The organism is Mesorhizobium sp. Arg314 (assembly GCF_053714275.1).
Genome location: NZ_JBSKBP010000007.1, coordinates 222,088 through 244,975 on the forward strand (window position 1 = coordinate 222,088; position 22,888 = coordinate 244,975).

The 22,888-nt window shown below is 64.2% G+C and carries 27 protein-coding genes; 11 read left to right on the plus strand and 16 right to left on the minus strand.

Going from position 1 to position 22,888, the window contains the following annotated elements; genetic code table 11:
- The first annotated feature begins 135 nt into the window (after nucleotides 1–135).
- From ffh to rpsP, 3 genes are read left to right on the plus strand one after another with little or no spacing between them, the layout of a single operon-like run.
- Entirely contained in the window at nucleotides 136–1,734 is a 1,599-nt protein-coding gene (ffh, locus tag ACWGS9_RS10380; RefSeq protein WP_454505155.1) for a signal recognition particle protein, read from the plus strand.
- Between the two features lie 7 nt (nucleotides 1,735–1,741).
- A complete protein-coding gene (locus ACWGS9_RS10385) occupies nucleotides 1,742–2,068 on the plus strand; it encodes a chorismate mutase (RefSeq protein ID WP_095770012.1) in 327 nt (108 codons plus the stop codon).
- Nucleotides 2,069–2,117: 49 nt separating this feature from the next.
- Nucleotides 2,118–2,519, plus strand: a complete 402-nt coding sequence (gene rpsP, locus ACWGS9_RS10390) for a 30S ribosomal protein S16 (protein ID WP_454505156.1) — start codon at nucleotides 2,118–2,120, stop codon at nucleotides 2,517–2,519.
- 69 nt (nucleotides 2,520–2,588) lie between these two features.
- Here rpsP and ACWGS9_RS10395 read toward each other — a convergent pair whose 3' ends face one another.
- The 4 genes from ACWGS9_RS10395 to ACWGS9_RS10410 form a co-directional block, all read right to left on the minus strand.
- Entirely contained in the window at nucleotides 2,589–2,852 is a 264-nt protein-coding gene (locus ACWGS9_RS10395; RefSeq protein WP_454505157.1) for a YMGG-like glycine zipper-containing protein, read from the minus strand.
- Between the two features lie 152 nt (nucleotides 2,853–3,004).
- On the minus strand, nucleotides 3,005–3,532 hold the full coding sequence (locus ACWGS9_RS10400; protein ID WP_454505185.1) for an SRPBCC family protein: 528 nt from the start codon (nucleotides 3,530–3,532) through the stop codon (nucleotides 3,005–3,007).
- 15 nt (nucleotides 3,533–3,547) lie between these two features.
- The gene (locus ACWGS9_RS10405; protein WP_454505158.1) at nucleotides 3,548–3,958 is read right to left on the minus strand and encodes a DoxX family protein; all 411 of its coding nucleotides are present in this window, start codon (nucleotides 3,956–3,958) and stop codon (nucleotides 3,548–3,550) included.
- Between the two features lie 180 nt (nucleotides 3,959–4,138).
- The gene (locus ACWGS9_RS10410) at nucleotides 4,139–5,044 is read right to left on the minus strand and encodes a bestrophin family protein (RefSeq protein ID WP_454505159.1); all 906 of its coding nucleotides are present in this window, start codon (nucleotides 5,042–5,044) and stop codon (nucleotides 4,139–4,141) included.
- Nucleotides 5,045–5,190: 146 nt separating this feature from the next.
- Here ACWGS9_RS10410 and ACWGS9_RS10415 point away from each other — a divergent pair, with 146 nt between their 5' ends.
- Nucleotides 5,191–5,619 (plus strand): ACT domain-containing protein, encoded by a 429-nt coding sequence (locus ACWGS9_RS10415; protein WP_454505160.1) that lies wholly within the window; start codon nucleotides 5,191–5,193, stop codon nucleotides 5,617–5,619.
- Nucleotides 5,620–6,107: 488 nt separating this feature from the next.
- Here the strand turns inward: ACWGS9_RS10415 and ACWGS9_RS10420 are convergent, their stop codons facing one another.
- From ACWGS9_RS10420 to ACWGS9_RS10430, 3 genes are all read right to left on the minus strand, one after another.
- The gene (locus ACWGS9_RS10420; RefSeq protein ID WP_454505161.1) at nucleotides 6,108–6,560 is read right to left on the minus strand and encodes a GNAT family N-acetyltransferase; all 453 of its coding nucleotides are present in this window, start codon (nucleotides 6,558–6,560) and stop codon (nucleotides 6,108–6,110) included.
- A gap of 165 nt (nucleotides 6,561–6,725) precedes the next feature.
- Complete coding sequence (locus ACWGS9_RS10425; protein ID WP_320216783.1) at nucleotides 6,726–7,760, minus strand: aspartate-semialdehyde dehydrogenase; 1,035 nt, start codon at nucleotides 7,758–7,760, stop codon at nucleotides 6,726–6,728.
- A gap of 106 nt (nucleotides 7,761–7,866) precedes the next feature.
- Nucleotides 7,867–8,184: a hypothetical protein gene (locus ACWGS9_RS10430; protein WP_454505162.1), complete on the minus strand. Its 318-nt coding sequence runs from the start codon at nucleotides 8,182–8,184 to the stop codon at nucleotides 7,867–7,869.
- A 180-nt stretch (nucleotides 8,185–8,364) separates the two neighbouring features.
- Here ACWGS9_RS10430 and ACWGS9_RS10435 point away from each other — a divergent pair, with 180 nt between their 5' ends.
- Nucleotides 8,365–10,200: a DEAD/DEAH box helicase gene (locus tag ACWGS9_RS10435; protein ID WP_454505163.1), complete on the plus strand. Its 1,836-nt coding sequence runs from the start codon at nucleotides 8,365–8,367 to the stop codon at nucleotides 10,198–10,200.
- A gap of 194 nt (nucleotides 10,201–10,394) precedes the next feature.
- Here the strand turns inward: ACWGS9_RS10435 and leuB are convergent, their stop codons facing one another.
- The 5 genes from leuB to leuD all read right to left on the minus strand — a co-directional run bounded on the left by leuB (nucleotide 10,395) and on the right by leuD (nucleotide 14,446).
- On the minus strand, nucleotides 10,395–11,498 hold the full coding sequence (leuB, locus tag ACWGS9_RS10440) for a 3-isopropylmalate dehydrogenase (protein WP_454505164.1): 1,104 nt from the start codon (nucleotides 11,496–11,498) through the stop codon (nucleotides 10,395–10,397).
- A 282-nt stretch (nucleotides 11,499–11,780) separates the two neighbouring features.
- The gene (locus ACWGS9_RS10445) at nucleotides 11,781–12,131 is read right to left on the minus strand and encodes a VOC family protein (protein WP_454505165.1); all 351 of its coding nucleotides are present in this window, start codon (nucleotides 12,129–12,131) and stop codon (nucleotides 11,781–11,783) included.
- A 12-nt stretch (nucleotides 12,132–12,143) separates the two neighbouring features.
- Complete coding sequence (locus ACWGS9_RS10450; RefSeq protein WP_454505166.1) at nucleotides 12,144–12,527, minus strand: RidA family protein; 384 nt, start codon at nucleotides 12,525–12,527, stop codon at nucleotides 12,144–12,146.
- Between the two features lie 285 nt (nucleotides 12,528–12,812).
- Complete coding sequence (locus ACWGS9_RS10455) at nucleotides 12,813–13,730, minus strand: hypothetical protein (RefSeq protein WP_454505167.1); 918 nt, start codon at nucleotides 13,728–13,730, stop codon at nucleotides 12,813–12,815.
- 110 nt (nucleotides 13,731–13,840) lie between these two features.
- Nucleotides 13,841–14,446, minus strand: coding sequence for a 3-isopropylmalate dehydratase small subunit (gene leuD / locus ACWGS9_RS10460; RefSeq protein ID WP_320309241.1), 606 nt, complete (start codon nucleotides 14,444–14,446; stop codon nucleotides 13,841–13,843).
- Nucleotides 14,447–14,607: 161 nt separating this feature from the next.
- Between leuD and ACWGS9_RS10465 the strand changes: the two genes are divergently transcribed.
- The 4 genes from ACWGS9_RS10465 (at nucleotide 14,608) to ACWGS9_RS10480 (ending at nucleotide 16,452) form a co-directional block, all read left to right on the plus strand.
- Nucleotides 14,608–15,033, plus strand: a complete 426-nt coding sequence (locus ACWGS9_RS10465; protein ID WP_454505168.1) for a GNAT family N-acetyltransferase — start codon at nucleotides 14,608–14,610, stop codon at nucleotides 15,031–15,033.
- 92 nt (nucleotides 15,034–15,125) lie between these two features.
- Nucleotides 15,126–15,440 (plus strand): ArsR/SmtB family transcription factor, encoded by a 315-nt coding sequence (locus ACWGS9_RS10470; protein ID WP_454505169.1) that lies wholly within the window; start codon nucleotides 15,126–15,128, stop codon nucleotides 15,438–15,440.
- Complete coding sequence (locus tag ACWGS9_RS10475) at nucleotides 15,437–15,886, plus strand: SRPBCC family protein (protein WP_454505170.1); 450 nt, start codon at nucleotides 15,437–15,439, stop codon at nucleotides 15,884–15,886. Before ACWGS9_RS10470 ends, ACWGS9_RS10475 begins: the two co-directional genes overlap by 4 nt.
- Before the next feature lie 44 nt (nucleotides 15,887–15,930).
- Nucleotides 15,931–16,452 carry an SRPBCC family protein gene (locus ACWGS9_RS10480; RefSeq protein WP_454505171.1) on the plus strand — a complete coding sequence of 174 codons (522 nt, stop codon included), beginning with the start codon at nucleotides 15,931–15,933 and terminating at the stop codon, nucleotides 16,450–16,452.
- Here the strand turns inward: ACWGS9_RS10480 and ACWGS9_RS10485 are convergent.
- The 4 genes from ACWGS9_RS10485 to ACWGS9_RS10500 form a co-directional block, all read right to left on the minus strand.
- Nucleotides 16,413–17,273 carry a hypothetical protein gene (locus ACWGS9_RS10485; RefSeq protein ID WP_454505172.1) on the minus strand — a complete coding sequence of 287 codons (861 nt, stop codon included), beginning with the start codon at nucleotides 17,271–17,273 and terminating at the stop codon, nucleotides 16,413–16,415. The two genes, ACWGS9_RS10480 and ACWGS9_RS10485, sit on opposite strands and share 40 nt — an antisense overlap.
- Nucleotides 17,274–17,424: 151 nt before the next feature.
- Complete coding sequence (locus ACWGS9_RS10490; RefSeq protein ID WP_454505173.1) at nucleotides 17,425–18,591, minus strand: NAD(P)/FAD-dependent oxidoreductase; 1,167 nt, start codon at nucleotides 18,589–18,591, stop codon at nucleotides 17,425–17,427.
- Nucleotides 18,592–18,654: 63 nt separating this feature from the next.
- Nucleotides 18,655–20,154, minus strand: coding sequence for a sensor histidine kinase (locus ACWGS9_RS10495; protein WP_454505186.1), 1,500 nt, complete (start codon nucleotides 20,152–20,154; stop codon nucleotides 18,655–18,657).
- Nucleotides 20,155–20,213: 59 nt separating this feature from the next.
- Nucleotides 20,214–20,912, minus strand: coding sequence for a response regulator transcription factor (locus ACWGS9_RS10500; RefSeq protein WP_454505174.1), 699 nt, complete (start codon nucleotides 20,910–20,912; stop codon nucleotides 20,214–20,216).
- 714 nt (nucleotides 20,913–21,626) lie between these two features.
- On the opposite strand from ACWGS9_RS10500, the gene ACWGS9_RS10505 reads away from it, so the two are divergent.
- Nucleotides 21,627–22,502, plus strand: coding sequence for an HpcH/HpaI aldolase/citrate lyase family protein (locus ACWGS9_RS10505; protein WP_454505175.1), 876 nt, complete (start codon nucleotides 21,627–21,629; stop codon nucleotides 22,500–22,502).
- A gap of 74 nt (nucleotides 22,503–22,576) precedes the next feature.
- A complete protein-coding gene (locus ACWGS9_RS10510; protein WP_454505176.1) occupies nucleotides 22,577–22,783 on the plus strand; it encodes a DUF1737 domain-containing protein in 207 nt (68 codons plus the stop codon).
- Nucleotides 22,784–22,888: the final 105 nt, after the last annotated feature.

Consider the following 22,888-nt stretch of genomic DNA (forward strand, 5'->3'; position numbering starts at 1 on the left):
TCTCGGGGCGAATGAACCGAGATCAAGGACCGCAGATGTTTGAAGCACTTCAGGAGCACACAAGAGGCGTGGAGGGCCCCCGGCCCGACAGGGATCGCTATGAAACCAAGGCGCTTCTGCGCGGCGGGTTGACCGATGTTTGAGTCCCTACAAGAGCGCCTTGGCTCCATCCTGAACGGCCTGACCGGCCGCGGCGCGCTGTCCGAGGCGGATGTCTCGGCAGCACTTCGCGAGGTGCGTCGTGCGCTGCTCGAGGCCGACGTCGCGCTGGAAGTGGTTCGCTCCTTCACCGACAAGGTGCGCGAGAAGGCGGTCGGCGCGGCGGTGCTGAAGTCGATCAAGCCCGGACAGATGGTCGTCAAGGTCGTCCATGACGAGCTGGTCGACATGCTGGGTGCCGAAGGTGTCGCCATCGACCTCAACGCGCCGGCGCCCGTCGTCGTCATGATGGTCGGCCTGCAGGGCTCCGGCAAGACGACCACTTCGGCCAAGATCGCCAAGCGCCTGGGCGAGCGGCAGAACAAGAAGGTCCTGATGGCCTCGCTCGACACGCGGCGTCCCGCCGCGCAGGAGCAGCTGCGCCAGCTCGGCGAGCAGACCAAGGTCGCCACGCTGCCGATCATCGCCGGCCAGAGCCCGGTCGATATCGCCAAGCGCGCCGTGCAGGCGGCCAGGCTCGGCGGCCATGACGTCGTCATCCTCGACACCGCCGGCCGCACCCATATCGACGAGCCGTTGATGGTCGAGATGGCCGACATCAAGAAGGTGTCGTCGCCGCACGAGATCCTGCTGGTCGCCGACTCGCTGACCGGCCAGGATGCCGTGAACCTTGCCAAGAGCTTCGACGAGCGCGTCGGCATCACCGGCCTTGTGCTGACCAGGATGGACGGCGATGGCCGTGGCGGCGCCGCCCTTTCCATGCGCGCCGTCACCGGCAAGCCGATCAAGCTGATCGGCACCGGCGAAAAGATGGACGGGCTGGAGGAATTCCACCCCAAGCGCATCGCCGACCGCATCCTCGGCATGGGCGACATCGTTTCGCTCGTCGAGAAGGCCGCCGAGACCATCGACGCCGAACAGGCGGCGGCGATGGCCAGGAAAATGCAGTCGGGCAAGTTCGACCTGAACGACCTCGCCCAGCAGCTTCAGCAGATGTCGAAAATGGGCGGCATGGGCGGCATCATGGGCATGATGCCCGGCATGGGCAAGGTGAAGGACCAGCTCGCCGCCGCCGGTCTCGACGACAAGATGTTCGGCCGCCAGCTCGCCATAATCTCCTCGATGACCAAGGCCGAACGCGCCAACCCAGATATGCTGAAGCACTCGCGCAAGAAGCGCATCGCCGCCGGTTCCGGCACCGACGCGGCCGAGATCAACAAGCTCTTGAAGATGCATCGCGGCATGGCCGACATGATGAAGGCCATGGGCGGCAAGGGCAAAGGTGGTGGCCTCATGCGCGGCATGATGGGCGGCCTTGCCTCGAAAATGGGCTTGGGCGGCATGATGCCTGGCGGCCCCGGTGGCCTAATGGGCGGCATGCCCGACCTGTCGAAGATGGATCCCAAGCAGCTCGAGGCCTTGCAGAAGCAGGCGCAGGCAGCCGGTCTCGGCAAAGGCATGCCGGGCGCTATGCCCGTTGGCGGCGGACTGCCGGGCCTGCCCGGCGGCATGAAGCTGCCCGGCCTTCCGGGCCTGGGCGGCGGCGGGCTGCCTGGTTTGGGCAAGAAGAAATGAGCGGGCGATGAACGAGGAGAAAGACATGGCCGACGCACGCGCCATTCTGGCCGGCTACCGCGCTTCGATCGACAACATCGACGCCGCCCTCATCCATATGCTGGCCGAGCGCTTCCGCTGCACCAAGGCGGTCGGCGTGCTGAAGGCCGAGCATGGCTTGCCGCCCGCCGATCCGGCGCGCGAGCAGCAGCAGATCGCCCGCCTGCGCCAGCTGGCGAAGGATGCGCATCTCGATCCGGATTTCGCGGAGAAGTTTTTGAACTTCGTCGTCCGCGAAGTGATCCGGCACCACGAACAGATCGCCGCTGCCAACGGCGTGACGAAAACCGGCTGACAACCAGCCTGAACCGATCAACGAAATCAGAGCTTTTAGGAGAAAAGAAATGGCACTGAAGATCAGACTGGCCCGGGCGGGCTCGAAGAAGCGTCCTTACTACCACGTTGTCGTCGCCGACGCCCGTTCGCCGCGCGACGGCCGTTTCATCGAGTCGCTGGGTTCCTGGAACCCGCTGCTGCCGAAGGACGGCGAGCGCGTCAAGGTCGATGCCGACCGCGTCAAGCATTGGCTATCGCACGGCGCCCAGCCGACCGACCGCGTGCTGCGCTTCCTCGACGAGGCCGGCCTTGCCAAGCGTGACGCCCGCTCGAACCCGAACAAGGCGCTGCCCGGCAAGAAGGCGCAGGAACGCGCTGCGCTGTTGAAGAAGGCCCAGGAAGACGCCGCAGCAGCGGCTGCCGCCGCGACCGCCGCTCCGGCCGAGGCTGAAGCCGCTACCGCCGAGTAAAAACGCGACCTTCCTTGCGTACAAAACGGCGGGCAAGTGCCCGCCGTTTTTCTTTTGGATCGGGATGCCTCAGTAGCCGGACGGGCAGCGCGCCACATAGACGCGCCCGTAACGGTCGCGATAGCGGCACTGGCCGCTTTCGCTGGCATGACCGATCAGCGCGCCGGCGACCGCGCCGACAGCGCCGCCGACAACCGCGCCCTGCACTGGATTGTTGGCAACCGCGGCGCCGACGGCCGCACCGCCCAGGCCGCCAATCGCGGCACCTTTTTCCGTCTGCGAGCACGCGCCGAGCGCTGCCGTCAGCACCAAAATGGTCAGTATCTTCTTCATTGTGGTTCCTCTCTCGCGGGGATCGCAGTTCTCGCCGCCATGGTCTAAACTCACGGACGGCTAATTTGATCCCGAAGAGGATGAAGATGGCCGATTGGCGCCGGCGCAGGTTGCGCCGGCATCTCACGATCTCATTGAAACAAATAGCTTTTCTATCGTTCGGTCGCGCGTCTCAGATTGTCGAGCCCGGCCTCGAAATCCTTGCCGATCAGCGTATCGAAGTTCATGAACAAGCCCATCAGCTTGGCGATGAACGGCCTGGCGCCGCGCATTGCCCAGGTGACCGTCGTGCCGTTGCCGGACGGCGAAAGCGAGAAGTCGACGGTGTTGTTGGCCCTGAACGGCTTCTCGAAATCGAGCTTCAGCGACACCAGCGACGATGGCGCCGAACCGGTGATCTCCATACGGCCCTTGCCGGCCTTGGAATTGCCTTCCCAGGCATAGGTGGCACCCTTGCCGCTTTCGGCGCCGGAAAGCGCGCGCTTCATCTCAGGATCGAGCTTTTCGTAGGGCGACCATTCGGGCCAGCGCCTGAAATCGTTGATCAGCGGGAAGATCGTTTCGGCCGGCGCCCTGATGCTGGCGGAACGGGTAACGACGAAGTCGTTCGGCCGTGTCGCGGCGTAGATCAGCACGGCGGCGATGATGACGACGAGGATGATGACAATGGTGGTGAGCATCATGGTTTCCTCCGCCTATCGGCTGAACGGGATCAGCGCCCGCACTCTTTGGTCGCGCAGATAGAGCCCGCCCCACAGGATGATGCCGAGATAGACGCCGAACAGCGTGTGCGAGAAGAGCGGGTTGCCGATCCGCACATGGGTCGAGATCGCGCCGCCCATATAGGCGGTGAGCAGGATGGCGCCGAGCACCGAGGTGCGCGGCAAGGCATAAAGCGCGGTCGAGATCAGCCCGACGATCCCGATCAGGCGCGCGACATTGGCGTCGGCCGGCCAGCCGAGCTCGGTCATCGTCCGGGTGACGACATCCAGCGGCGGCAGCTTGACGACGCCGTCGAAGATCATGAACAGGACAACGACGGCGCTTAGCACGCGCCCGGTCCATAAAACGCCTTTTGAGGCAGGCACGGCTTGGGAATTGCTCATGGATGTTCCCTCCAAGGTTCAAGAACTGGCGTGTCTGCCAGCTTCGAGCCAAGGACGGGCCAGGGCGCGTCCATCCTACAGGGGGCGGAGTCTTTTTAGCGCCGTCTCAATTACGCCTTCGTCATCCACGGGCGGAGCGGGAGCGAAGCGTTTCAGCCAATCTCCGAGGCAGCCGACATTCTACGAGAAGTAAAACTTGTCGGCCGCAATCATTTTCGGCGGCGCCTCGTCGAGCGCCTCGAACACGGAGATCTCGCAGACGCGGCAGAGGCCGTCCAGCGCAAGGTCGTTGGCCTCGATGCCGAACGGGTCCTCGAGCTCTTCCGACAGCGCGTCGAGGCCGAAGAAAGTATAGGCGATCAGCGCCGTGAACAGCGGCGTCGCCCAGCCGGTGGTCGAAATCAGGCCGATCGGCAAAAGCAGGCAGACGACATAGGCCGTGCGATGCACCAGAAGCGTATAGGCGAAGGGCAAAGGCGTACCCGCGATCCGCTCGCAGCCGGCCTGGATGGCGGCCATCGCGGCCAGCCTTTCATCGAGGATGCGGAAGCCGATCGGGTCGAGCGCGCCCGCCTCGCGCCGTGCATTGGCGCGACGGCCCATGCGGCGGACCATGTCGTCGGCGGGATTGGTGCGGGCGGCTGCCTGGTCGACCTCGTCGCCGATGAAGGCGCGCGCGTCCTGCTTGCTGTCGATCCTGCGCAATTGCCCGCGCAGCAGATGGCAGAAGGCAAGCGCCTCCATCAAAAGCTCGCGCTGCTCGGTCCGGTCACTGACCAGACTGGTGGTGGCGCGCGCCAGGTTGCGGATCTCGAAAACCAGCGCGCCCCAGAGCTTGCGTGCCTCCCACCAGCGGTCATAGGCGGCGTTGTTGCGGAACGACAGATAGATCGACAGCGTCACGCCGACGAGCCCGAAAGGCGTGATGTTGAAGGCGCTCAGGTCGAGCTGGAAGTGGCGCGCCAGCACCAGGATGACCGCCGAATAGATGGCAAAACCGATGATCTGCGGCAGGATGCGCGGCACCACCGAACCGCGCATGATGAAGAACAGCTGCAGGAATGTCGGGCGAGGACGGACAATCATTTCGGAGCCTTTGTGAAGCCGGCTTGGCTTTGATGTCTTATTGTGTGGCAAAGGCCCGCGGCGCAGCCGCAAGCGACATCGCCATGTCGTTGGCATGGTCCTGGCGCGCCGCTGGCATTTGCGGGTATTGAGAATTGCAGATTGCAATGCGCATAGGTGTCGAGAAGGGCGAAACCGATCTGCGAAAACTGCTCGCGTCGATGACGCCGCAGCTGCTTCCCGGCGTCTATGTCTTCGCGACGTTGGGCCCAGGCATGCCAACACCTGCGGGTCTCGAACCAGTCATGCAATTTCGCGAACGCGAGGGTCCGACGCTGATCGTGACGGAGGAAGAAGCGAAAGCCGCCGGCCTCGCCAGTACGTTCCGCTGCCGGATGATCACGCTCGACATCCACTCTTCGCTGGAAGCCGTCGGCTTCCTCGCCGCCATCACGGCGCGGCTGGCCGCTGCCGGGATTGGCGTCAATCCGGTCTCGGCCTTCTATCACGATCATCTCTTCGTGCCGGCCGAGCGAGCGGAAGAGGTGCTGGAGTTGCTGCATGAATTGGCTCGATTAGAAGCCGATGAACATTAGGAACCCTTCGGTCCATACGATGTTTCCGTGTTCATCAGTCTTCCAGAAGACCGACGAGTCGGTGCGAAACAAATAGTAAAAACCATCGCCCTTCTTTGTAAAATTTGCCTCCCGAATAGAATTGTCTTCTTTGCAAGGCCGGCCAAGTACGAAGCCTTGGCTGACAAGGGCTTCCGAAAGTTTTCTTGCGGGCGTCCCAGGAGGAAACTGTCGGCGCAAACGCTCATCGAGTTCGGGCGAGAGTGCGAGCTCTTTTCTGTCGACCGGGACTGCACGTGGACAACCCCCATATAGGCCGCCGCCAGCTGAGGCTCCTTCCAGCAGCGGTGGAAGCAGCGGCTCGCATGACGTTATTGTCACACAGCCGATCAGGCCGAGCATAATTCGAAACAAAGCAACAGTTCTAGTCGCACCCACCATCGTCGATACAGCCTCTGTGAGGGATACATCTTAGAGCAGTCTCGATCCCGAAACACCTGTGCTTGCACTCAGTGACCGCGAACATAGAGAATATCCGGCAGGCCTTCTTCATTGGTCGAGCCGTCGCCGAAGGCTTCAGCGCGGAAGCCGTGGCGTTCGTAGAACCGTCGCGCGCCGCTGTTGGCCTGGAAGCAATGAAGCTTGACCATAGGCAGGCCGGCGGTAGCCTGGACAAGTAGCCGGCTGCCGATGCCTTGCCCTGTCCAGGCGGGATCGAGATAGAGTTGCTCGACCCAATCGCCGTTGACGGCAATGAAGCCGACGATGCGCTCGTCGGTTTCGGCGACCGTCACCTGCTGCTCGGCCAGGAGGATGTCGCGGATGAAGAAAAGGTCTTCTTCCGGCGTATGCAGCGCCGGCATCCAGTCGAAGGCGTTGAGCGACGCGCGCATCATCGTCGCGATGGCGGCGGCGTCCGAGCTTGTGGCTGGGCGAAGCAAGATTTCAGGAAAACTGGACATGCCGGCGCTGCCCCTCATCCGCCCTTCGGGCACCTTCTCCCCGTAAAACGGGGAGAAGGAAAGGCGCCTCGGCCGAAGGCCGAGCCCGCGACCGCGGGCCGCCGGTCGTCCGGCGCGCCCGCGCAGGGCCAGCCGCGGCAGCGGCGGTGCGGCCCATGAGCGAGATTATGCCGCCTTCTTCTTCGGCTGGATCAGGCCGCGCTCGACCAAAAGCTCGGCGATCTGCACGGCGTTCAGCGCCGCGCCCTTGCGCAGATTGTCGGAAACCACCCACATCGACAGGCCGTTGTCGACGGTCGAATCCTCGCGGATGCGCGAGATGAAGGTTGCGTCCTCGCCGGCCGATTCGAGCGGCGTGATGTAGCCGCCGTCCTCGCGCTTGTCCAGGACCTGGCAGCCCGGCGCCTCGCGCAGGATCTCGCGCGCCTCGTCGGCGGTGATCGGCTTCTCGAACTCGATGTTGACCGCTTCCGAATGGCCGATGAACACCGGCACGCGCACGCAGGTCGCCGTCAGCTTGATCTTGGGGTCGAGCATCTTCTTGGTCTCTGCGACCATCTTCCACTCTTCCTTGGTGAAGCCGTCGTCGAGGAAGACGTCGATATGCGGGATGACGTTGAAGGCGATGCGCTTGGTGAACTTCTTGACGTCGACCTGGTCGGCGACGAACACCGCGCGGGTCTGCGTGAACAGCTCGTCCATGCCTTCCTTGCCGGCGCCTGAGACCGACTGGTAGGTGGCGACGACGACGCGCTTGATGGTGGCGACGTCGTGCAACGGCTTCAGCGCCACGACCAGCTGCGCCGTCGAGCAGTTCGGGTTGGCGATGATGTTCTTGCGGGTAAACAGCGAGATCGCGTCCGGGTTCACCTCCGGCACGATGAGCGGCACGTCCTGGTCGTAGCGGAAGGCCGACGAATTATCGATGACCACGCAGCCCTGCTTGCCGATCTTGGGCGACCATTCCTTCGAGACGTTGCCCCCGGCCGACATGACGCAGATGTCGGTGTCGGAAAAGTCATACTGGTCGAGCGCCTTGACCTTCAGCGTACGATCGCCGAACGACACCTCGGTGCCCTGGCTGCGCCGCGACGCCAGCGCCACGACTTCGCTTACCGGGAAGCCGCGCTCGTCCAGTATGTTGAGCATTTCGCGGCCCACATTGCCCGTGGCGCCGACTACCGCAACCTTGAAACTCATAAAGATCTCCTGTCCCTCTCCGCTTGGTTGTTGGAGAAACCCGCCGGCCTCATGCGGGTTCCGTCCCCCGGGCCGGACCCGGGAGAGGGTGGTTAGGCCAAGGGAATCACACCGTTTTGGTGGTGGTTTTCTTGGCCGTAGTTTTGCTGGAACCCAGAATCTTGCTGGAACGGGCGGACGCGCCAAAGCGCCCGGCCCAATGGTTCGCATCGAGGCTGGGGGCATCGAATGCAAGAAGAGCCGTCAAAAGGCCGCGCATCGAAAAACGATCCCGTTCGACGCGGGCTTTTACGCGCTTTGGTAAAAGAGTCAATCGGCGCCATTTTCCCTTCTCCCCTTGTGGGAGAAGGTGGATCGGCGCGATAGCGCCGAGACGGATGAGGGGTGTTCCAGCGAAGTGAGACGTCGGCCTTCCCTGGAACACCCCTCATCCGTCGCCTTCGGCGACACCTTCTCCCACAAGGGGAGAAGGGAAAGGCGATGCCGCCCGCTCTGTACAATGGCGGCTGCAAGAAGTACGAACGCTCAAAATATCCGTTGGCCTGCGTGCGTCAGGCCTGCATGTGCTGCTCGATAAGCAAGCTCCGAATTCCGAAAGAAGAAAATGTCCAGTTTCGAAACGATCGTTCCTGCGCTGGCAGAGGCGCTGGAAAAGCGCGGTTATGCCGCGCTGACGCCGGTGCAGAAGGCGGTGCTTGGACCGGAGCTCGGCGAGGCCGACGCGCTGGTTTCGGCGCAGACCGGGTCTGGCAAGACCGTCGCCTTCGGCCTTGCCGTGGCGCCGACCCTGCTTGGCGGCGCGGCGCGTTTCGCCGATGCCGGCGCGCCGCTGGGATTGGTCGTGGCGCCGACGCGCGAGCTGGCGCTGCAGGTGCGGCGCGAGCTGGAATGGCTCTACGAGATGACCGGCGCTGAGATCGCCTCCTGCGTCGGCGGCATGGACATGCGCACCGAGCGGCGCGCGCTGGAGCGCGGCGCCCACATCGTCGTCGGCACGCCGGGCCGGCTGCGCGACCACATCACGCGCGGCGCGCTCGACATGTCCGCGCTGAAGGCGGTGGTGCTGGACGAAGCCGACGAGATGCTCGACCTCGGGTTCCGCGAGGATCTCGAATTCATCCTCGATGCCGCCCCGGCCGAGCGCCGCACGCTGATGTTTTCGGCCACCGTGCCGCGCTCCATCGCCACACTTGCGCAGGGTTACCAGCGCGATGCGGTGCGCATCTCGGCCGGCGGCGAGGAGAAACAGCATCTCGACATTGAATACCGGGCGCTGAACGTTGCCCAGGCCGACCGCGAGAACGCCATCATCAACGTGCTGCGTTTTTACGAGGCCAAGAACGCGCTGGTGTTCTGCAACACGCGTGCGGCGGTCAACCATCTCACCGCGCGCTTCAACAACCGCAACTTTTCCGTCGTGGCGCTATCGGGCGAGCTCAGCCAGAACGAGCGCAGTCACGCGCTGCAGGCGATGCGCGACGGCCGCGCCAAGGTCTGTATCGCAACGGACGTCGCCGCGCGCGGCATCGATCTGCCCAATCTCGATCTCGTCATCCACGCCGACCTGCCGAGCAACCCGGAGACGCTGCTGCACCGCAGCGGTCGCACCGGCCGTGCCGGGCGCAAGGGCGTCAGCGCGCTGATCGTGCCGGGCAACGCCCGCCGGCGCACCGAACGGCTGTTGCAGAACGCCAAACTCACCGCGACCTGGGCGAGCCCGCCCTCGGCCGACGAAGTGCTGCGCCGCGACGACGAGCGCATCCTTGCCGACCCCGCCTTCGAGGAGCCCGTGCGCGAGGAGGAGCGCGGCTTCATCGACACGCTTCTGGAAAAGCACGGCGCCGAGCAGGTGGCCGCCGCCTTTGTACGGCTCTGCCGCGCTAGCCGCTCCGCGCCGGAGGATCTGCTTGACGTCGCGCCATTCAAGCCCTCGGGCGAGAAATTCGCGCGCCAGGAAGAAGCACCCGCCCGCCGCGACGATTTCGGCGACAGCGTCTGGTTCTCGCTGTCGGTCGGGCGGCGGCAGAATGCCGAGCCGCGCTGGCTGATCCCGATGCTGTGCCGCACCGCCGGCATGTCCAAGCGAGAGATCGGCGCCATCAAGATGCAGCCGGAGGAGACCTTCGTGCAGATCGCCGCCGACTGGGCCGACCGGTTCGTCGCCGCGATCGGCCCCGACCGCAAGCTGCAGGGCAACATCGCGGTCAAGCGGATCGACGGCACGCCGGACCTGTCGCGCGCCGGCTACCAGCCACAGAGGCCGGATAAGAAGCCGCATCGCGGCAAGCGGTCTTTTGACCAGAAAGCGGCTGGATTCGAGAAGCGGGCGCCGGGCGAGCATCCGACTGCCGGGGCAAAACCTTGGGCGAAGCCGGGTAAGGCGAAGTTCGACAAGTCAGGACCGACGAAAAACAAGAAGTCGAAGAAGCAGCCTGTCTAACTGTAAGCCGACGCGCCGGCAGCCTCGCTTTCAAGAGCGGTAGTTTGACTTGGTCATTCCAGGGCGGAGCAAGGAGCGAAGCGACGCGCGCAGACCCTGGAATGACGATGGATGGTCGCCCACCGCCAATCGCGGACCTTGCAGGTGTGAGCGCCTGGGTTCAGCCAGTGCCCGCCACCACCGGCCGTGACGGATCAGCCGAGGAACTTGGCGATAATGGCGTCGCCCATCTCGGTAGTGCCGACCTCGGTCATGCCCGGGGAAGAAATGTCCTTGGTGCGCAGGCCGTCGTCGAGCACGGCGGCGATTGCAGCTTCGAGCTTGTCGGCCTCGGCGACCATGCCGAAGGAATAACGCAGGCACATGGCGAAGGAGGCGATCATCGCGATCGGGTTGGCGATGCCCTTGCCGGCGATGTCGGGCGCCGAGCCGTGCACCGGCTCGTAGAGCGCCTTGCGCTTCTTGGTCTTGACGTCCGGCGCGCCGAGCGAGGCCGAGGGCAGCATGCCGATGGAGCCGGTGAGCATGGCGGCGATGTCGGACAGCATGTCGCCGAACAGATTGTCGGTGACGATGACGTCGAACTGCTTCGGCCAGCGCACCAGCTGCATGCCGCCGGCATCGGCCAGCATGTGGTCGAGCTTGACGTCCGCATATTTCGCCTGGTGCGTCTGGCTGACCACCTCGTTCCACAAAACGCCCGACTTCATGACGTTGCGCTTTTCCATCGAGGTGACGTGGTTCTTGCGGGTGCGCGCCAGCTCGAAGGCGACGCCCGAAATGCGCTCGATCTCGAACGTGTCGTAGACCTGGGTGTCGATGCCGCGCTTCTGGCCGTTGCCGAGATCGATGATCTGCTTCGGCTCGCCGAAATAGACGCCGCCGGTGAGCTCGCGCACGATAAGGATGTCGAGGCCCTCGACCACGTCCTGCTTGAGCGAGGAAGAGGCGGCGAGAGCCGGATAACAGATCGCCGGACGCAGGTTGGCGAACAGCTCCATGTCCTTGCGCAGCCGCAGCAGGCCGGCCTCGGGGCGCACCTCGTAAGGCACCTTGTCCCACTTCGGCCCGCCGACGGCACCGAACAGCACCGCATCCGCGGCAACAGCCTTTGCCATGTCGGCTTCGGAAATCGCCACGCCATGCGCGTCATAGGCGCAGCCTCCGACCAGGCCCTCGTCGGTGGCAAAGCCGCTGCCGAGCTTGTCGTTCATGGCCTTGATCAGCTTCTTCACCTCGGCCATGGCCTCGGGGCCGATGCCGTCGCCGGCGAGCAGGAAGAGATTTTTCGAAGCCATGAGAACAGTCCCAATGCAGTTTGGAGAAACGCGGCCTTGCTAAACGCCAAGCGGGCTGTGCGCAAGAGGACGAGCGCCTCGTTCCTTCGCACCCCCCTCTGCCCTGCCGGGCATCTCCCCCGCAAGGGGGGAGATTGAGCGCTCGACCACCTTCGCCAATCTCCAACGCCGCAGGAACAGGCGAAGCGCCGAGGCTGCTGATCTCCCTCCCTGCGGGGGAGATGGCCGGCAGGCCAGAGGGGGGTGCTGTCCCGCCAGTGTCTCCCAGGAGCCCAGAAGCTCTTACCGATGCGACAGAATATTGACCAGCCTGCCGAACGGGTCGCGCACATAGAAGCGCCGCACACCCCAAGGCTCGTCGGCCGGACCGTATTCGACGGCGAAGCCGGCGGCCTTCATGGCGTCGAGCGTCGCGTCCACATCGTCGACCTCGATCGAAAGCTCCGGCACCGGCGTGTCCGATCCGCCTTGCGCCATGAAGCTGATCTGCACCTGCATGCTTTCATCGGAACCGTAGGTGGCGATCCAGCCGTGATTCATGAGGATGTCGAGGCCAAGCGCGTCATGATAGAAGCGCTTCGCCGCCGCGATATCCCTCGTGGCAATGTTGGTTACGATGCGCCGGACCGTCATCGCTGCGGCCCCCTATGCCGGGCGCCTGAGCGCTGTCACCTCGATCTCGATCTTCATCTCCGGCTTGTTGAGCTGGCACACGATCATCGTCGCCGCCGGTCGGATATCGCCGAACGCCTCGCCGAGGATCGGGAAAACCACGTCAACATAGGCCTGGTCGGTGATATAGTAATGCGCCCGCACCACGTCGGCCATGTCGAAGCCGCCATCGGAGAGCGCCTTGGCGATGGTCGCCAGGCAATTGCGCGTCTGCGCCTCGACCGTCTCGGGCATGGTCATGGTGGCATAGTCGTAGCCGGTCGTGCCGGAGACGAAGCACCAGTCGCCCTGCACCACCGCGCGCGAATAGCCGGCGGTTTTTTCAAAGGGCGAACCGGTGGAGATCGGTTTGCGCATGGGAGACCTCGCGTTGGTTGCGGGCATTCTGAAACGGAGTGGCGACCCAGTCGTGAGCCAGAGAACGCGATGCTGGCGGGACAGCACCCCCCTCTGCCCTGCCGGGCATCTCCCCCGCAAGGGTGGAGATCAGACGTCACGCCGGCTTTCGCCAATCACCAGCGTTGCAGAATGGGCGGTGCGCCAAAAACCGCCAATCTCCACCCTTGCGGGGGAGATGTCCGGCAGGACAGAGGGGGGTGTGACGGATCGCGGCGGAACAGTTTGTCCCCGTCCGCGGAAACCTTAATTCCCCGACCTCTGCGCGTCGTCGAACGCCTTCTTGATATCGTCCGGCCAGTCCTTCATCGGCGGCCAGGCCTGCGGCTCGCCATTGTCGCCACGGCGGGCGAAATAGACCCTGTGCCCGGCCGGATCGACGGCCATGAAGCCGTCATTGCCGCCGCAATCATGCGGCACGCAGCCGGTGGCGTAGAAAGCGCCCGACGCCGTCTTTTCGGTGCCGCCGCCGACCAGCAGGCTGGTCGCCATGTCGGGCATGTCCTTGCCGAGCAGCGCCTGTCCGGCCTTGTAGACGGCCTCGTTGTGGAAGGCGTCGATGATGTTGTCGTATTTCGACGGGTCGACATCCTTCCAGTCGGTGCCCGGTTCCGGCGTGTAGGTCAGGTTGCCGGAGGTCGTCAGCCCTTCCCTGGGCGACCATTGCAGCGACGGCTTGGAATCGCCCGGCAGAAGATAGGGCACGTAGTAGATGGCGCTCTCGGAGATCGCGACCGGCGGCGCGCCGCACTCGTCCTGCTCGACGGTGGTGGTCTGGATTTCGCCGTCTTGCGGCTTCCAGGCGATCAGGCTCGCCGGGCCGCATTGATTGCCGCCGTCGCCGACATCGAACAGCGCCACATTGATGTCGCCGACCTTGACGATCTTTTCGAAGAAGACGTCGTAGTTGCTGGCCAGCTGCTTGCCGTCAAAGACCAGCACCTTCTCGCCATACTGCTCCTGCTGGGTGATGGTGAACTGGCCGCCCTCGAAAGGGATGGGCGCCTGCTTTTCCTCGTCCGAACCGGCCTGGTCGCTGCCCGATCCCTGGTCGGACGCGACGGGCGCCGGCTGAATGGCCGGCGCGGTGGTCTGCGCATTGGCGCCGATCGTGGCGAGAAGAATTGCCGCCGAAGCGCCGGCGGCCAGAAGCGAACGTGTCATGACTGTCCCTCCATTCAGTCGCCGCGAACCCGGCCTGCGACGGCCGGGCCTATCGTTCCATCAGAGCGGAGCGCCGTTTCGATGAATCGGTCAAACCGCCCCAAAGCCGCTCAGGCCCAGGGGCGCAGCTCGGCGTTCTTCTTCTCGAAGGACGCGATGGCGGTCGCCTTCTCCATGGTCAGCCCGATATCGTCGAGGCCGTTCAGGAGGCAGTGGCGCTTGAAGTCGTCGAGGTCGAAGGTGACGACGCCGCCATCCGGACCGCGGATTTCCTTGGCTTCGAGGTCGACCGAAATTGTCGCGTTCGAACCGCGCGAGGCGTCGTCCATCAGCTTGTCCAGGTCTTCCGGGCTGACGGTGATCGGCAGGATGCCGTTCTTGAAGCAGTTGTTGTAGAAAATATCGGCGAAGGAGGTCGAAATCACGCAGCGGATGCCGAAATCGAGCAGCGCCCAGGGCGCATGCTCGCGGCTCGAGCCGCAGCCGAAATTGTCGCCGGCGACGAGGATCTGCGCCTTGCGATAGGCCGGCTTGTTGAGCACGAAATCCGGGTTCTCCGAGCCGTCCTCATTGTAGCGCATCTCGGCGAAAAGCCCGGTGCCAAGCCCGGTGCGCTTGATCGTCTTCAGATAATCCTTCGGGATGATCATGTCGGTGTCGACATTGACGATCGGCATGGGCGCGGCGACGCCGGTGAGTTTGGTGAATTTATCCATGGTTCCTTGCCCGTCTTCTCTCTGCGGGAATTGCTGGGGGCACGGTTTACACAAAGCGGCGGGCAAATGAAAGGCAAGTGTTGGCGGTTCGGATTGGACCATCGAACACAGGACCGGCACCGGCAGCTTTCAAAACCCCAGCCGATCGGGCACCTTGCGGCATGGCCCCGACTACAAGGATTCTCTTCGCAAGCGAACCATCGCTCGATGTGGCCGAATTCCGCCGCGTGCTGGTGGAATCCGGCCTTGGCAAGGTGAGGCCCGTCGACGACGAGGCGCGACTGAAGACGATGCTGGACAACGCCAATCTGGTGCTGACCGCGCGGCTCGACCGGCAGGACAGGCAACTGGTCGGCGTCGCGCGCGGCATGACCGATTTCTCCTGGGTCTGCTACATTTCCGACCTCGCCGTCTCCAAGGCGGCGCAAGGGCTCGGCGTCGGCAAGGGCCTGATGGACGAGGTGCAACATCAGCTCGGCCCTTCGGTCGCCGTCAGCCTGATCTCGATGCCCGATGCCGTCGGCTTCTACCAGCGCATCGGCATGACGCGCATGACCGACGCCTTCTGGTTCTCCCGCAAGCGCTGACCCTCCCTGACCGACTTATAAGCTGCAGGCGCCAATTTCTGTTGGCTTGTCACTTGACATGCAACCAAATGGTTGCATATTAGGGCATGAGCATGGATGCTGTTTTTCGCGCTTTGGCCGACCCGACCCGCCGGCACTTGCTGGACAGTCTTCATGCCCGCAACGGGCAGACGCTGAACGCGCTCTGCGAACACATGGATATGACGCGGCAGGCGGTGACCAAGCACCTGGCGATCCTCGAGGAGGCGAACCTCGTCACCACCATGCGCCGCGGCCGGGAGAAGGAGCACTACCTCAACCCCGTTCCGATCAACGAGATCGCCGAGCGCTGGATCGGCAAGTTCGAGCGCCATCGGCTCAAAGCATTGAGCGACCTGAAGCAACGCCTTGAAAGGGAAGAGCCGTGAGCGAGAACAGCTTCGTCTATGTCACCTATATCCGCACAACGCCCGAAAAGCTCTGGGAAGCGCTGACCGATCCGGAATTCAACCGGCAGTTCTTCCTCTGCTCCTATCAGGAGAGCGACTGGAAGGTCGGTTCGAGCTGGAAACTGATCTTCCCTGACGGCCGCGTCGCCGACTCCGGCGAGATCCTGGAGATCGATCCGCCCAAACGCCTCGTGATCAAATGGCGCAACGAATGGCTGCCCGAGGTGAAGGAGGATGGCTATACGCGCTGCACCTTCGCCATCGAGCAGGATGGCGAGTTGACGAAACTCGCCGTTGTCCACGAGGCCGACGGTCCGCACAGTCTGATCCCGAACGTCGCCAAGGGCTGGCCGCTGGTGCTGGCGAGCCTCAAGAGCCTGCTTGAGACCGGCAAGGGTTTCGAGCGCCCGCCATCAAAGGCATGAGCATTGGTTTCGGATACGATACAATCCTGACAAAGGTGCGTTGGATGCTTCAATTGTCCCTGCCGCAAGCCATGGCGAATGCGGACACGGTCATGGCCTCGGCCGGCCTCCTCGCCTCGCCGGGCGAGGTGATCGCCGCGCTGGTCACCAAAGAGGTCGAGCGCTGGTGGGGTTCGTCCGAAACCTACCGGATGACCGATTGGACGGCCGATCTTCGCGCCGGCGGAAGCTGGAGCGTCGTCGTGCGGACCGCCGATGGCAGGCGCCTGCCTGCTAGCGGGAAATTTCTCGAAATCGAGTCGCCGCGCCGGATCGTGCGGACGAGCCGCTGCGACTGGGACCACCCGACGCTGGGTCGTAAGGAAACGACAGTGGCTTATCTGCTTGAGCCGATCGCCGGCGGCACGCACCTCACCATCTGCCATGGCGGCTTCGCCGGTTTCCCGGACGCGGCTGCCGAGCATGCCGAGGGCTGGGCGCGGGTGCTTGGGTGGTTGCAGGGGTTTGCGCGCAGCCCGGTTTGGGCTCAGCTGGAAACCAGGCGATCGTGGATCCCGCCGAGGTAGGTTTTCCAGATATGGTCCGACAGCTGGCGACGATAGTCCGGATTTGTCGCGAGTGAGCGGTAGGAAGCGCCGCCGACGTGAAAAAGGGCTTCGTCATATACCTCATAGTCGGCGATTTTCCCCTCGACGCTCACCGCGACGTGATCTAATCGGGCCATCTCGAATTCCCCGACCGGGTGCTTCGAATACAAGACAGGCCAGTTGCCGCCTCCGGTATCCATTCCAATGTCGAGCCGATTTCTGAAATCGAGCTTCGTATGCTCGACGGTGGCGAAATTGTAGAAGCAGAGGCCGGCCCAGTAATACCAGCCGGGTTCGTCTTTGGCTGCCTTGTACAGGTAGCTGGACTTGGCATGCAGCGGCGCCCCGTAACCGATCTTGCGTCCGACGCGTCGTGCGATATCGATCGGTCCGACCGGGAAGCAATCGTGATCGATGAACCCGAACATGTCGGGTTTGAGGTGCTTGACGATGTTGTGGAAGACCCAGGTCTGGGAGACGCCGTGTGATCTGGAAGGGTTCGTTTCGAAATTCCTGGGCAGTCCGAAATACGCGACCCCGCGCCGCGCGCAGATTGCCTCGATCGAAGCTCGCGCATCCTGCTTCGGCGAATTGTCGATCACCACAAGCCTTGTCCCGGTTGGGAATACCTGCCAGGCCTTGGTGAGCACGTCTATGATCCAGGGCGTGTTGAACGCGATGGTGAAGCAATAATTCCGCTCGGGCTTTCCGCTTAGACCCCCGGCGAATGCACGGCCCTTTGGCGCGGCGCTTGCCAGAAACTGGCGGTAAAGGATCTCGTGGCGGAGGCCCAAAAGCAATTGGACCCCCGTGGTGCGCCGAAAATTTTCGACAGCCTTTTTAAGCAATGTTTTCCCCGAGCGCCCGACAAGACCGAGAGTAACATGACGCGGCCAGCAAGAAGCAACGGCTTTTGTCGACCGGGCCGGATATCGCCGACCGGTTTCCCGATCAAATCACGTTCAGCTCCCTGAACGCCCTTCCCTCGGCGACCCGCTCATAGCCGAACGCGGTGCAGTCGATCGTTCGGTACCCGCCACGCACGATGAGTTCGGCAAGCGATTTGCCGACCGCCGGCGCCTGCTGCAGGCCGTGGCCGGAAAAGCCGTTGGCGAAGAGGAAGTTCTCGACTTCCGGATGCGGACCGATCACCGCGTTCTGGTCGAGCGTGTTGTAATCGTAATGCCCGACCCAGGCGCGCGTCGGCTTGATCGCCTCGAAGGCCGGGATGCGGGTGGCGAGTGTCGGCCAGACCACCTCTTCGAACAGCGGCCAGTTGACGTCGAAATCCTTCGGGTCAGGGGCATGATCGCCTTCCTCCGGTTCGGCGCCGCCGGTGAGATAGACCGAGCCTTCCGGCCGCACATAGATGCCGGAGGGATCGACCAGCAGCGGCATGTCGGCATATTTTTCACGCGCCTCGAAGACGAAGACGTTGCGCTTGCGCGGCTCGACCGGCAGCGCAAGCCCGGCAAAAGCCGCGACCTTGCCGGCGTTCGGCCCGGCGGCGTTGACGACGATGCCGGCTTCCAGCATCTCGCCATTGTCGAGCGAGACACTGGTGACGCGGCTACCGTCGCGCGCGATGCCGGTGACCGAAGCCGTGATGAAATCGATGTTCTTATCGCGCAGCGCCTTGCGGAACAGCATCAGCATCGCATGCGCATCGAACCAGCCCTCGCCGCTGCGGCCAAAGGCGCCGGCAGTGATGCCTTCCACCGAGAGCCATGGGAAGCGGCGCACCAGCTGCTCGGCGTCCTCCAGCACGATGTCGGCGCCCTCGGCGATCTGCGCCTCGTGATTGGCCTTGAGGATCGGCAGCCCGGCCTCGCCGGCAAGGATGAGATAGCCGCCTTCGCGAAAACCGATATCGGCGTCGGCGCCGAAAGTTTCCTTCAGCCGCCGGAACAATTTCAGGGTGAACTGCGACAGGCGGATGTTTTCAGGGATTGAGAATTGCTGGCGGATCGAGGCCAAGGACAGCGTCGTCGCCGCGTGGGAGAATTGCGGATCGCGTTCGATCAGCGCGATGGAGCCGGCAAAACCCTCCTCGCGCAAATAATAGGCAACCGAGGATCCGACGATGGCTCCCCCGATGATGACGATGTCGTAGCGCACGCTTTCGGCTCTCCAGCTCTAGAGCATGATCCCGAACAAGTTCGGACAAGATCATGCTGGGACTCAAACTACCGGCAAATCGATCTCGAAGCGCGTGCCGCGTTCGGAGTCAACCAGCCTGATCGTGCCATCATGCGCTTTCAGGAGGGCCACCACTATGCCGAGCCCCATGCCGGTGCCGCCGGTCTCGCGCCGCGTGGTGAAGAACGGCTCGAAGATCTTGGAGCGGTTGGCGGCCGAGATGCCGCCACCATCGTCGCCGACATGGACCAACACACGCTCGCCCGCGGCCGAAGCATCGATCGCCACCTGTCGGGCGCCGTGCCGTGCCGAATTGTCGATGAGGTTGGCGAGCACGATCCCCAGATTCTCGCCGGAAATGCCGAGGACGAGCTCGCTGCCGGCCTCGATGCGCGCCTCCAGCCTTGTGTCGACCGGCAGCAGCGCCAGCGCGCCGCCCAGCGTCGTGTTTTCGCCGCTTGGCGCCAGGTTCTCGGCGCGCGCCAGGTCGAGCAGCCGGCGCACCAGGAGATTGAGCCGCCCGGCGTCGGTGACGATGTTGTTGGAAAAGCGCCGACGTTCGGCCTCATCCATCGCGCCGCCCGAATCGCGAAGCAGCTCGGCCGCGCCCTGGATGGCCGTCAGCGGCGATTTGAGCTCATGCGAGACATGGGTGGCGAAGGTCTGGATGCTGTCGGAGCGCGCCTGCAACTTTGTCGCCATGTCGAGGAAGGCTGTCGACAGCGCCGCCATCTCGCGCGTGCCGTGATGGTCGAGCGGCCTGATCGCCTCGCGGTCGCCGGCGGCAATGCGTTTGGTGCGGTCGATCAGCGCATAGATCGGCCGGCTGACGGTGCGGATGAACACCAGCGCGATCAACAGCGTGCCGCCGAGTATAGCGATCGCCGCCAACGTCACTTTGCCGCGCTCGCCATAGAGGTGCTTGACGATGTTGTTGGGCGTTCGCGACAGATAGACAACGCCTGCGACCCTGCCGTCGAGCTCGACCGGCAGGGCGACGAACACACGCACCCTGGTGCCCCGGCTCACCGAGTAAAGCGGTGGCGGCGGCTGGTCGGGGATCCGGAGCCTGAGCTCGCTGGCATAGGTGCCGGAAAGTGCGGTCCGCACCTCCTCGACCCCACCGAGCGACTGGCCGACCTCGTCGCCGCCGGCAATGACAACGCCATGCGGGTCGAGCAGCCTGAAGCCGGCAAGCGTCGTTTTCTGCGTCTCGTCCAGAATGCCGTCAAGCCGGGCGCCAATTGCCGCGAAGGCGGGATCGGGGGTGGCGGGAAGGGCAGCGGGGCGCGTCGGCATGACATCGTCGGAGGCAAGGTCGAGGCGCGGCTCGACCGGCTCGTAAGGATCGTTGTTGTCCCTTGCCGGATCGGCCGAGACCGGAGCCCCCAACTGTTCTTGGGCAATGCCGGCCGCGCGCACCTCTTGGGCATAGACGGCGGCGACGACCGCCCCTTGCGCAATCAGTTCGCCCTCGGTCTGGCGGATCAGCTGGTTCTCATAGAGCCGGAAGAAGAACAGCCCGACCAGCGGCAGCGCCATCACCACGATCAGGATGGCGATGACGACGGTGGCGAGCCGCGGCCGCCACCTTTCCTTGCTCAACCACCGCATCGGCCGAGCCGGAAGCCGACGCCATGCACCGTGGCGATCGCGTCGGCACAGCCGGCCGCCGCCAACTTGGCCCGCACGTTGCGGATGTGGCTGTCGACGGTGCGTTCCGAGACATGGATGTTCGAGGCATAGGCATTGGCCATCACCGCGTCGCGGCCAAGCACATGCTGCGGGCGGGCAAGAAAGCCTTTCAGGATAGCGAACTCGATCGCCGTGAGGGTGAGCGGCTTGCCGTCGAAACGCGCTTCGTGGCTTGCCGGGACAAGCATGAGCTTGCCGTGCGCGAACTGCCGGTCGCCCGCTTCTTCCTCCACGGCTGCCGGACGCGCGCGCCGCAGGATGACGTTGACGCGGGCGACCAGCTCGCGCGGGCTGAACGGCTTGGTCACATAGTCGTCGCCGCCCATCTCCAGCCCGAGGATACGGTCGATCTCTTCATCTCGCGCGGACAGGAACAGCACCGGCACGTCGGATTTTTGCCTGAGCCGGCGGCAGACTTCCAGCCCGTCCATCTCCGGCATGCCGATGTCGAGCACGATGAGGTCGGGCGCGCGGCGCTCGACTGCTTGGAGCGCCGCCGCACCGTCGGCGACGGCATTGGTCTTCATGCCGGCCTTCTCCAGCGCAAAGCAGATGATCTCGCGGATATGCGGGTCGTCGTCGGCTACGAGGATGTTGTGCGGCATCGATCAGCGGCCCGGTGCGTATGGTTCGGTGACGGCAGGATAGCTAGCGCGCCGTTCCTGTCGAGATAGCGCAAAAGCCGCCGGTCGCGAAAGGCCGGATCGCCGATGCGGCGGGAGAGCTCAAGCCAAACGATATCGCTGTCATGGTCTCGCGCCCCTTGACAGGACTGGGCGGACGGCAGGTTGCGATCTCGGGACGAAGGGCAGGACGCGCGCCGTGCGGCGCGGCCTTTGCGGCTCGACGAGCCACCAGCCTTCGTCGCGAAGCCGGCGCGGCAGCAACCAGCGGGATGTATGATGTATTCGCATGCCTCCTGTTTCGCCGGCCGGCGCGGAAAGCTCGCGGCGGATTGGAGGAGGTTTTCCGCACTGCTTTGCAGATTTGGTGCAGGGGCGAATCGCTTGAGGCTGGCGCTGCCCCTTACCTGCCTGCCCGTCCTCCGCAGCAGCTGCGCTGCAGCTGCGGAGGGTGGACCGGCATCCTCTCCCCGTAAACGGGGCCAGGGACGCTATCATCGCCGCTTTCGCCAATCGTCAGCGTTGCAAGGTAGCCGCCGAGGCCGCAGCCAGCCCTTTCGCCCCGTTTACGGGGAGAAATGCCCGGCAGGGCAATGAGGGGCGGCGCCAGCTTTGACGATTTGCAGATGCTCGTGAGGCCGGGCTTGCTCGCTCCGCGCCTTGCCTCATCCCTTTCCACCCGGCATAGATCGGCCCATGACCGTCGACACCTACCGCCCGCGCCGCTCGGTGCTTTACATTCCCGCCTCCAACGACAAGGCGCTCGCCAAGCTCGCCTCGCTTGCCTGCGACGCCGTCATTATCGACCTCGAAGACGGCGTCCTGCCTGCCGACAAGGCGGCGGCACGCGACAAGATTGCCGGCATCCTCGCCGGTCCCGAACGGCGCTGCGAGATGGTGGTGCGCATCAATCCGCTCGCCAGCGAATGGGGCGCCGACGACCTGTTGGCCGTGGCCGGGGCCGAACCCGACGGCATTCTTCTGCCAAAGATCGGCACGCCGCGCGACATCCTCGAAGCCGGCGACCTGCTCGACGACAATTTCGCGCCGGACAGGGTGAAACTATGGGCGATGGTCGAGACGCCCAAGGCGCTACTCAACATTGGCGCCATCGCCGAACTCGGCCGCGATCCGGCTTCGCGGCTGGCTTGTTTCGTGGCCGGAACGAATGACGTGAAGAGCACCGGCATTCTGGCAACGTCCGACCGGCGCTACCTGATGCCCTGGCTCATGCAGCTGGTGCTTGCCGCCCGCGCCGGCGGCCTTGACGTGATCGACGGCGTCGCCAATGATTTTCGCGATCTCGATGCCCTGGCGCGGGAGTGCGCCGAGGCCGCCGCCATGGGCTTTGACGGCAAGTCGCTGATCCATCCCAACCAGATCGAGCCGGCGAACCGCGCCTTTTCGCCGTCGCCCGAGAGGCTGGCCGCGGCCCGTGCAATCAGGGATGCGTTCGCGCGGCCCGAAAATGCCGGCAAGGGCGTGATTGCGATGGATGGCCGCATGGTCGAGCGATTGCACCTGGCCGAGGCGGAGAAACTTCTGGCGAAGGCCGCCGCTGTTCGCGCATGATGCGCGAGGCGGGACAGAAACGATTTCTCAGGACTGTAGGCGGCTCTCCGTCCGGTCACGACAGGATAGACACGATGAAACTCTACCGCTTCCTCACCGGCCCGGACGACGCCACTTTCTGCCACAAGGTGACGGCGGCGCTGAACAAGGGCTGGCACCTGTTCGGCTCACCGACCTATGGCTTTGACCAGGAGGCGAAATCGATGCGCTGCGGCCAGGCCGTGGTGAAGGACGTCGAAGGCCAGGAATACACAGCCGACACCAAGCTGAGCGATTGGTAGCGGCAGGGCAGCAGGCCGGCCCTCTCGCTCGTCATCAACTCTGAGGAATGGCGGCGTCTCTGAGCCTAGCGTTTAGGGTGACGACGATCTTTCGCATGACCGCGG

Coding starts and splice junctions, on each gene's coding strand:
- ACWGS9_RS10510 (WP_454505176.1), top strand. CDS start 22,577: ATGAAACTCTACCGCTTCCTCACCGGCCCGGACGACGCCACTTTCTGC.
- ACWGS9_RS10405 (WP_454505158.1), bottom strand. CDS start 3,958: ATGAGCAATTCCCAAGCCGTGCCTGCCTCAAAAGGCGTTTTATGGACC.
- ACWGS9_RS10450 (WP_454505166.1), bottom strand. CDS start 12,527: ATGCGCAAACCGATCTCCACCGGTTCGCCCTTTGAAAAAACCGCCGGC.
- ACWGS9_RS10420 (WP_454505161.1), bottom strand. CDS start 6,560: ATGTCCAGTTTTCCTGAAATCTTGCTTCGCCCAGCCACAAGCTCGGAC.
- leuB (WP_454505164.1), bottom strand. CDS start 11,498: ATGGCTTCGAAAAATCTCTTCCTGCTCGCCGGCGACGGCATCGGCCCC.
- ACWGS9_RS10415 (WP_454505160.1), top strand. CDS start 5,191: ATGCGCATAGGTGTCGAGAAGGGCGAAACCGATCTGCGAAAACTGCTC.
- ACWGS9_RS10495 (WP_454505186.1), bottom strand. CDS start 20,154: ATGGCGCTGCCGCTGGTCGGGCTGTTCTTCTTCCGGCTCTATGAGAAC.
- ACWGS9_RS10505 (WP_454505175.1), top strand. CDS start 21,627: ATGACCGTCGACACCTACCGCCCGCGCCGCTCGGTGCTTTACATTCCC.
- ACWGS9_RS10500 (WP_454505174.1), bottom strand. CDS start 20,912: ATGCCGCACAACATCCTCGTAGCCGACGACGACCCGCATATCCGCGAG.
- leuD (WP_320309241.1), bottom strand. CDS start 14,446: ATGGATAAATTCACCAAACTCACCGGCGTCGCCGCGCCCATGCCGATC.
- ACWGS9_RS10480 (WP_454505171.1), top strand. CDS start 15,931: ATGCTTCAATTGTCCCTGCCGCAAGCCATGGCGAATGCGGACACGGTC.
- ACWGS9_RS10425 (WP_320216783.1), bottom strand. CDS start 7,760: ATGAGTTTCAAGGTTGCGGTAGTCGGCGCCACGGGCAATGTGGGCCGC.
- ACWGS9_RS10470 (WP_454505169.1), top strand. CDS start 15,126: ATGGATGCTGTTTTTCGCGCTTTGGCCGACCCGACCCGCCGGCACTTG.
- ACWGS9_RS10435 (WP_454505163.1), top strand. CDS start 8,365: ATGTCCAGTTTCGAAACGATCGTTCCTGCGCTGGCAGAGGCGCTGGAA.
- ACWGS9_RS10385 (WP_095770012.1), top strand. CDS start 1,742: ATGAACGAGGAGAAAGACATGGCCGACGCACGCGCCATTCTGGCCGGC.
- ACWGS9_RS10395 (WP_454505157.1), bottom strand. CDS start 2,852: ATGAAGAAGATACTGACCATTTTGGTGCTGACGGCAGCGCTCGGCGCG.
- ACWGS9_RS10455 (WP_454505167.1), bottom strand. CDS start 13,730: ATGACACGTTCGCTTCTGGCCGCCGGCGCTTCGGCGGCAATTCTTCTC.
- ACWGS9_RS10465 (WP_454505168.1), top strand. CDS start 14,608: ATGGCCCCGACTACAAGGATTCTCTTCGCAAGCGAACCATCGCTCGAT.
- ffh (WP_454505155.1), top strand. CDS start 136: ATGTTTGAGTCCCTACAAGAGCGCCTTGGCTCCATCCTGAACGGCCTG.
- ACWGS9_RS10445 (WP_454505165.1), bottom strand. CDS start 12,131: ATGACGGTCCGGCGCATCGTAACCAACATTGCCACGAGGGATATCGCG.
- rpsP (WP_454505156.1), top strand. CDS start 2,118: ATGGCACTGAAGATCAGACTGGCCCGGGCGGGCTCGAAGAAGCGTCCT.
- ACWGS9_RS10400 (WP_454505185.1), bottom strand. CDS start 3,532: ATGCTCACCACCATTGTCATCATCCTCGTCGTCATCATCGCCGCCGTG.
- ACWGS9_RS10410 (WP_454505159.1), bottom strand. CDS start 5,044: ATGATTGTCCGTCCTCGCCCGACATTCCTGCAGCTGTTCTTCATCATG.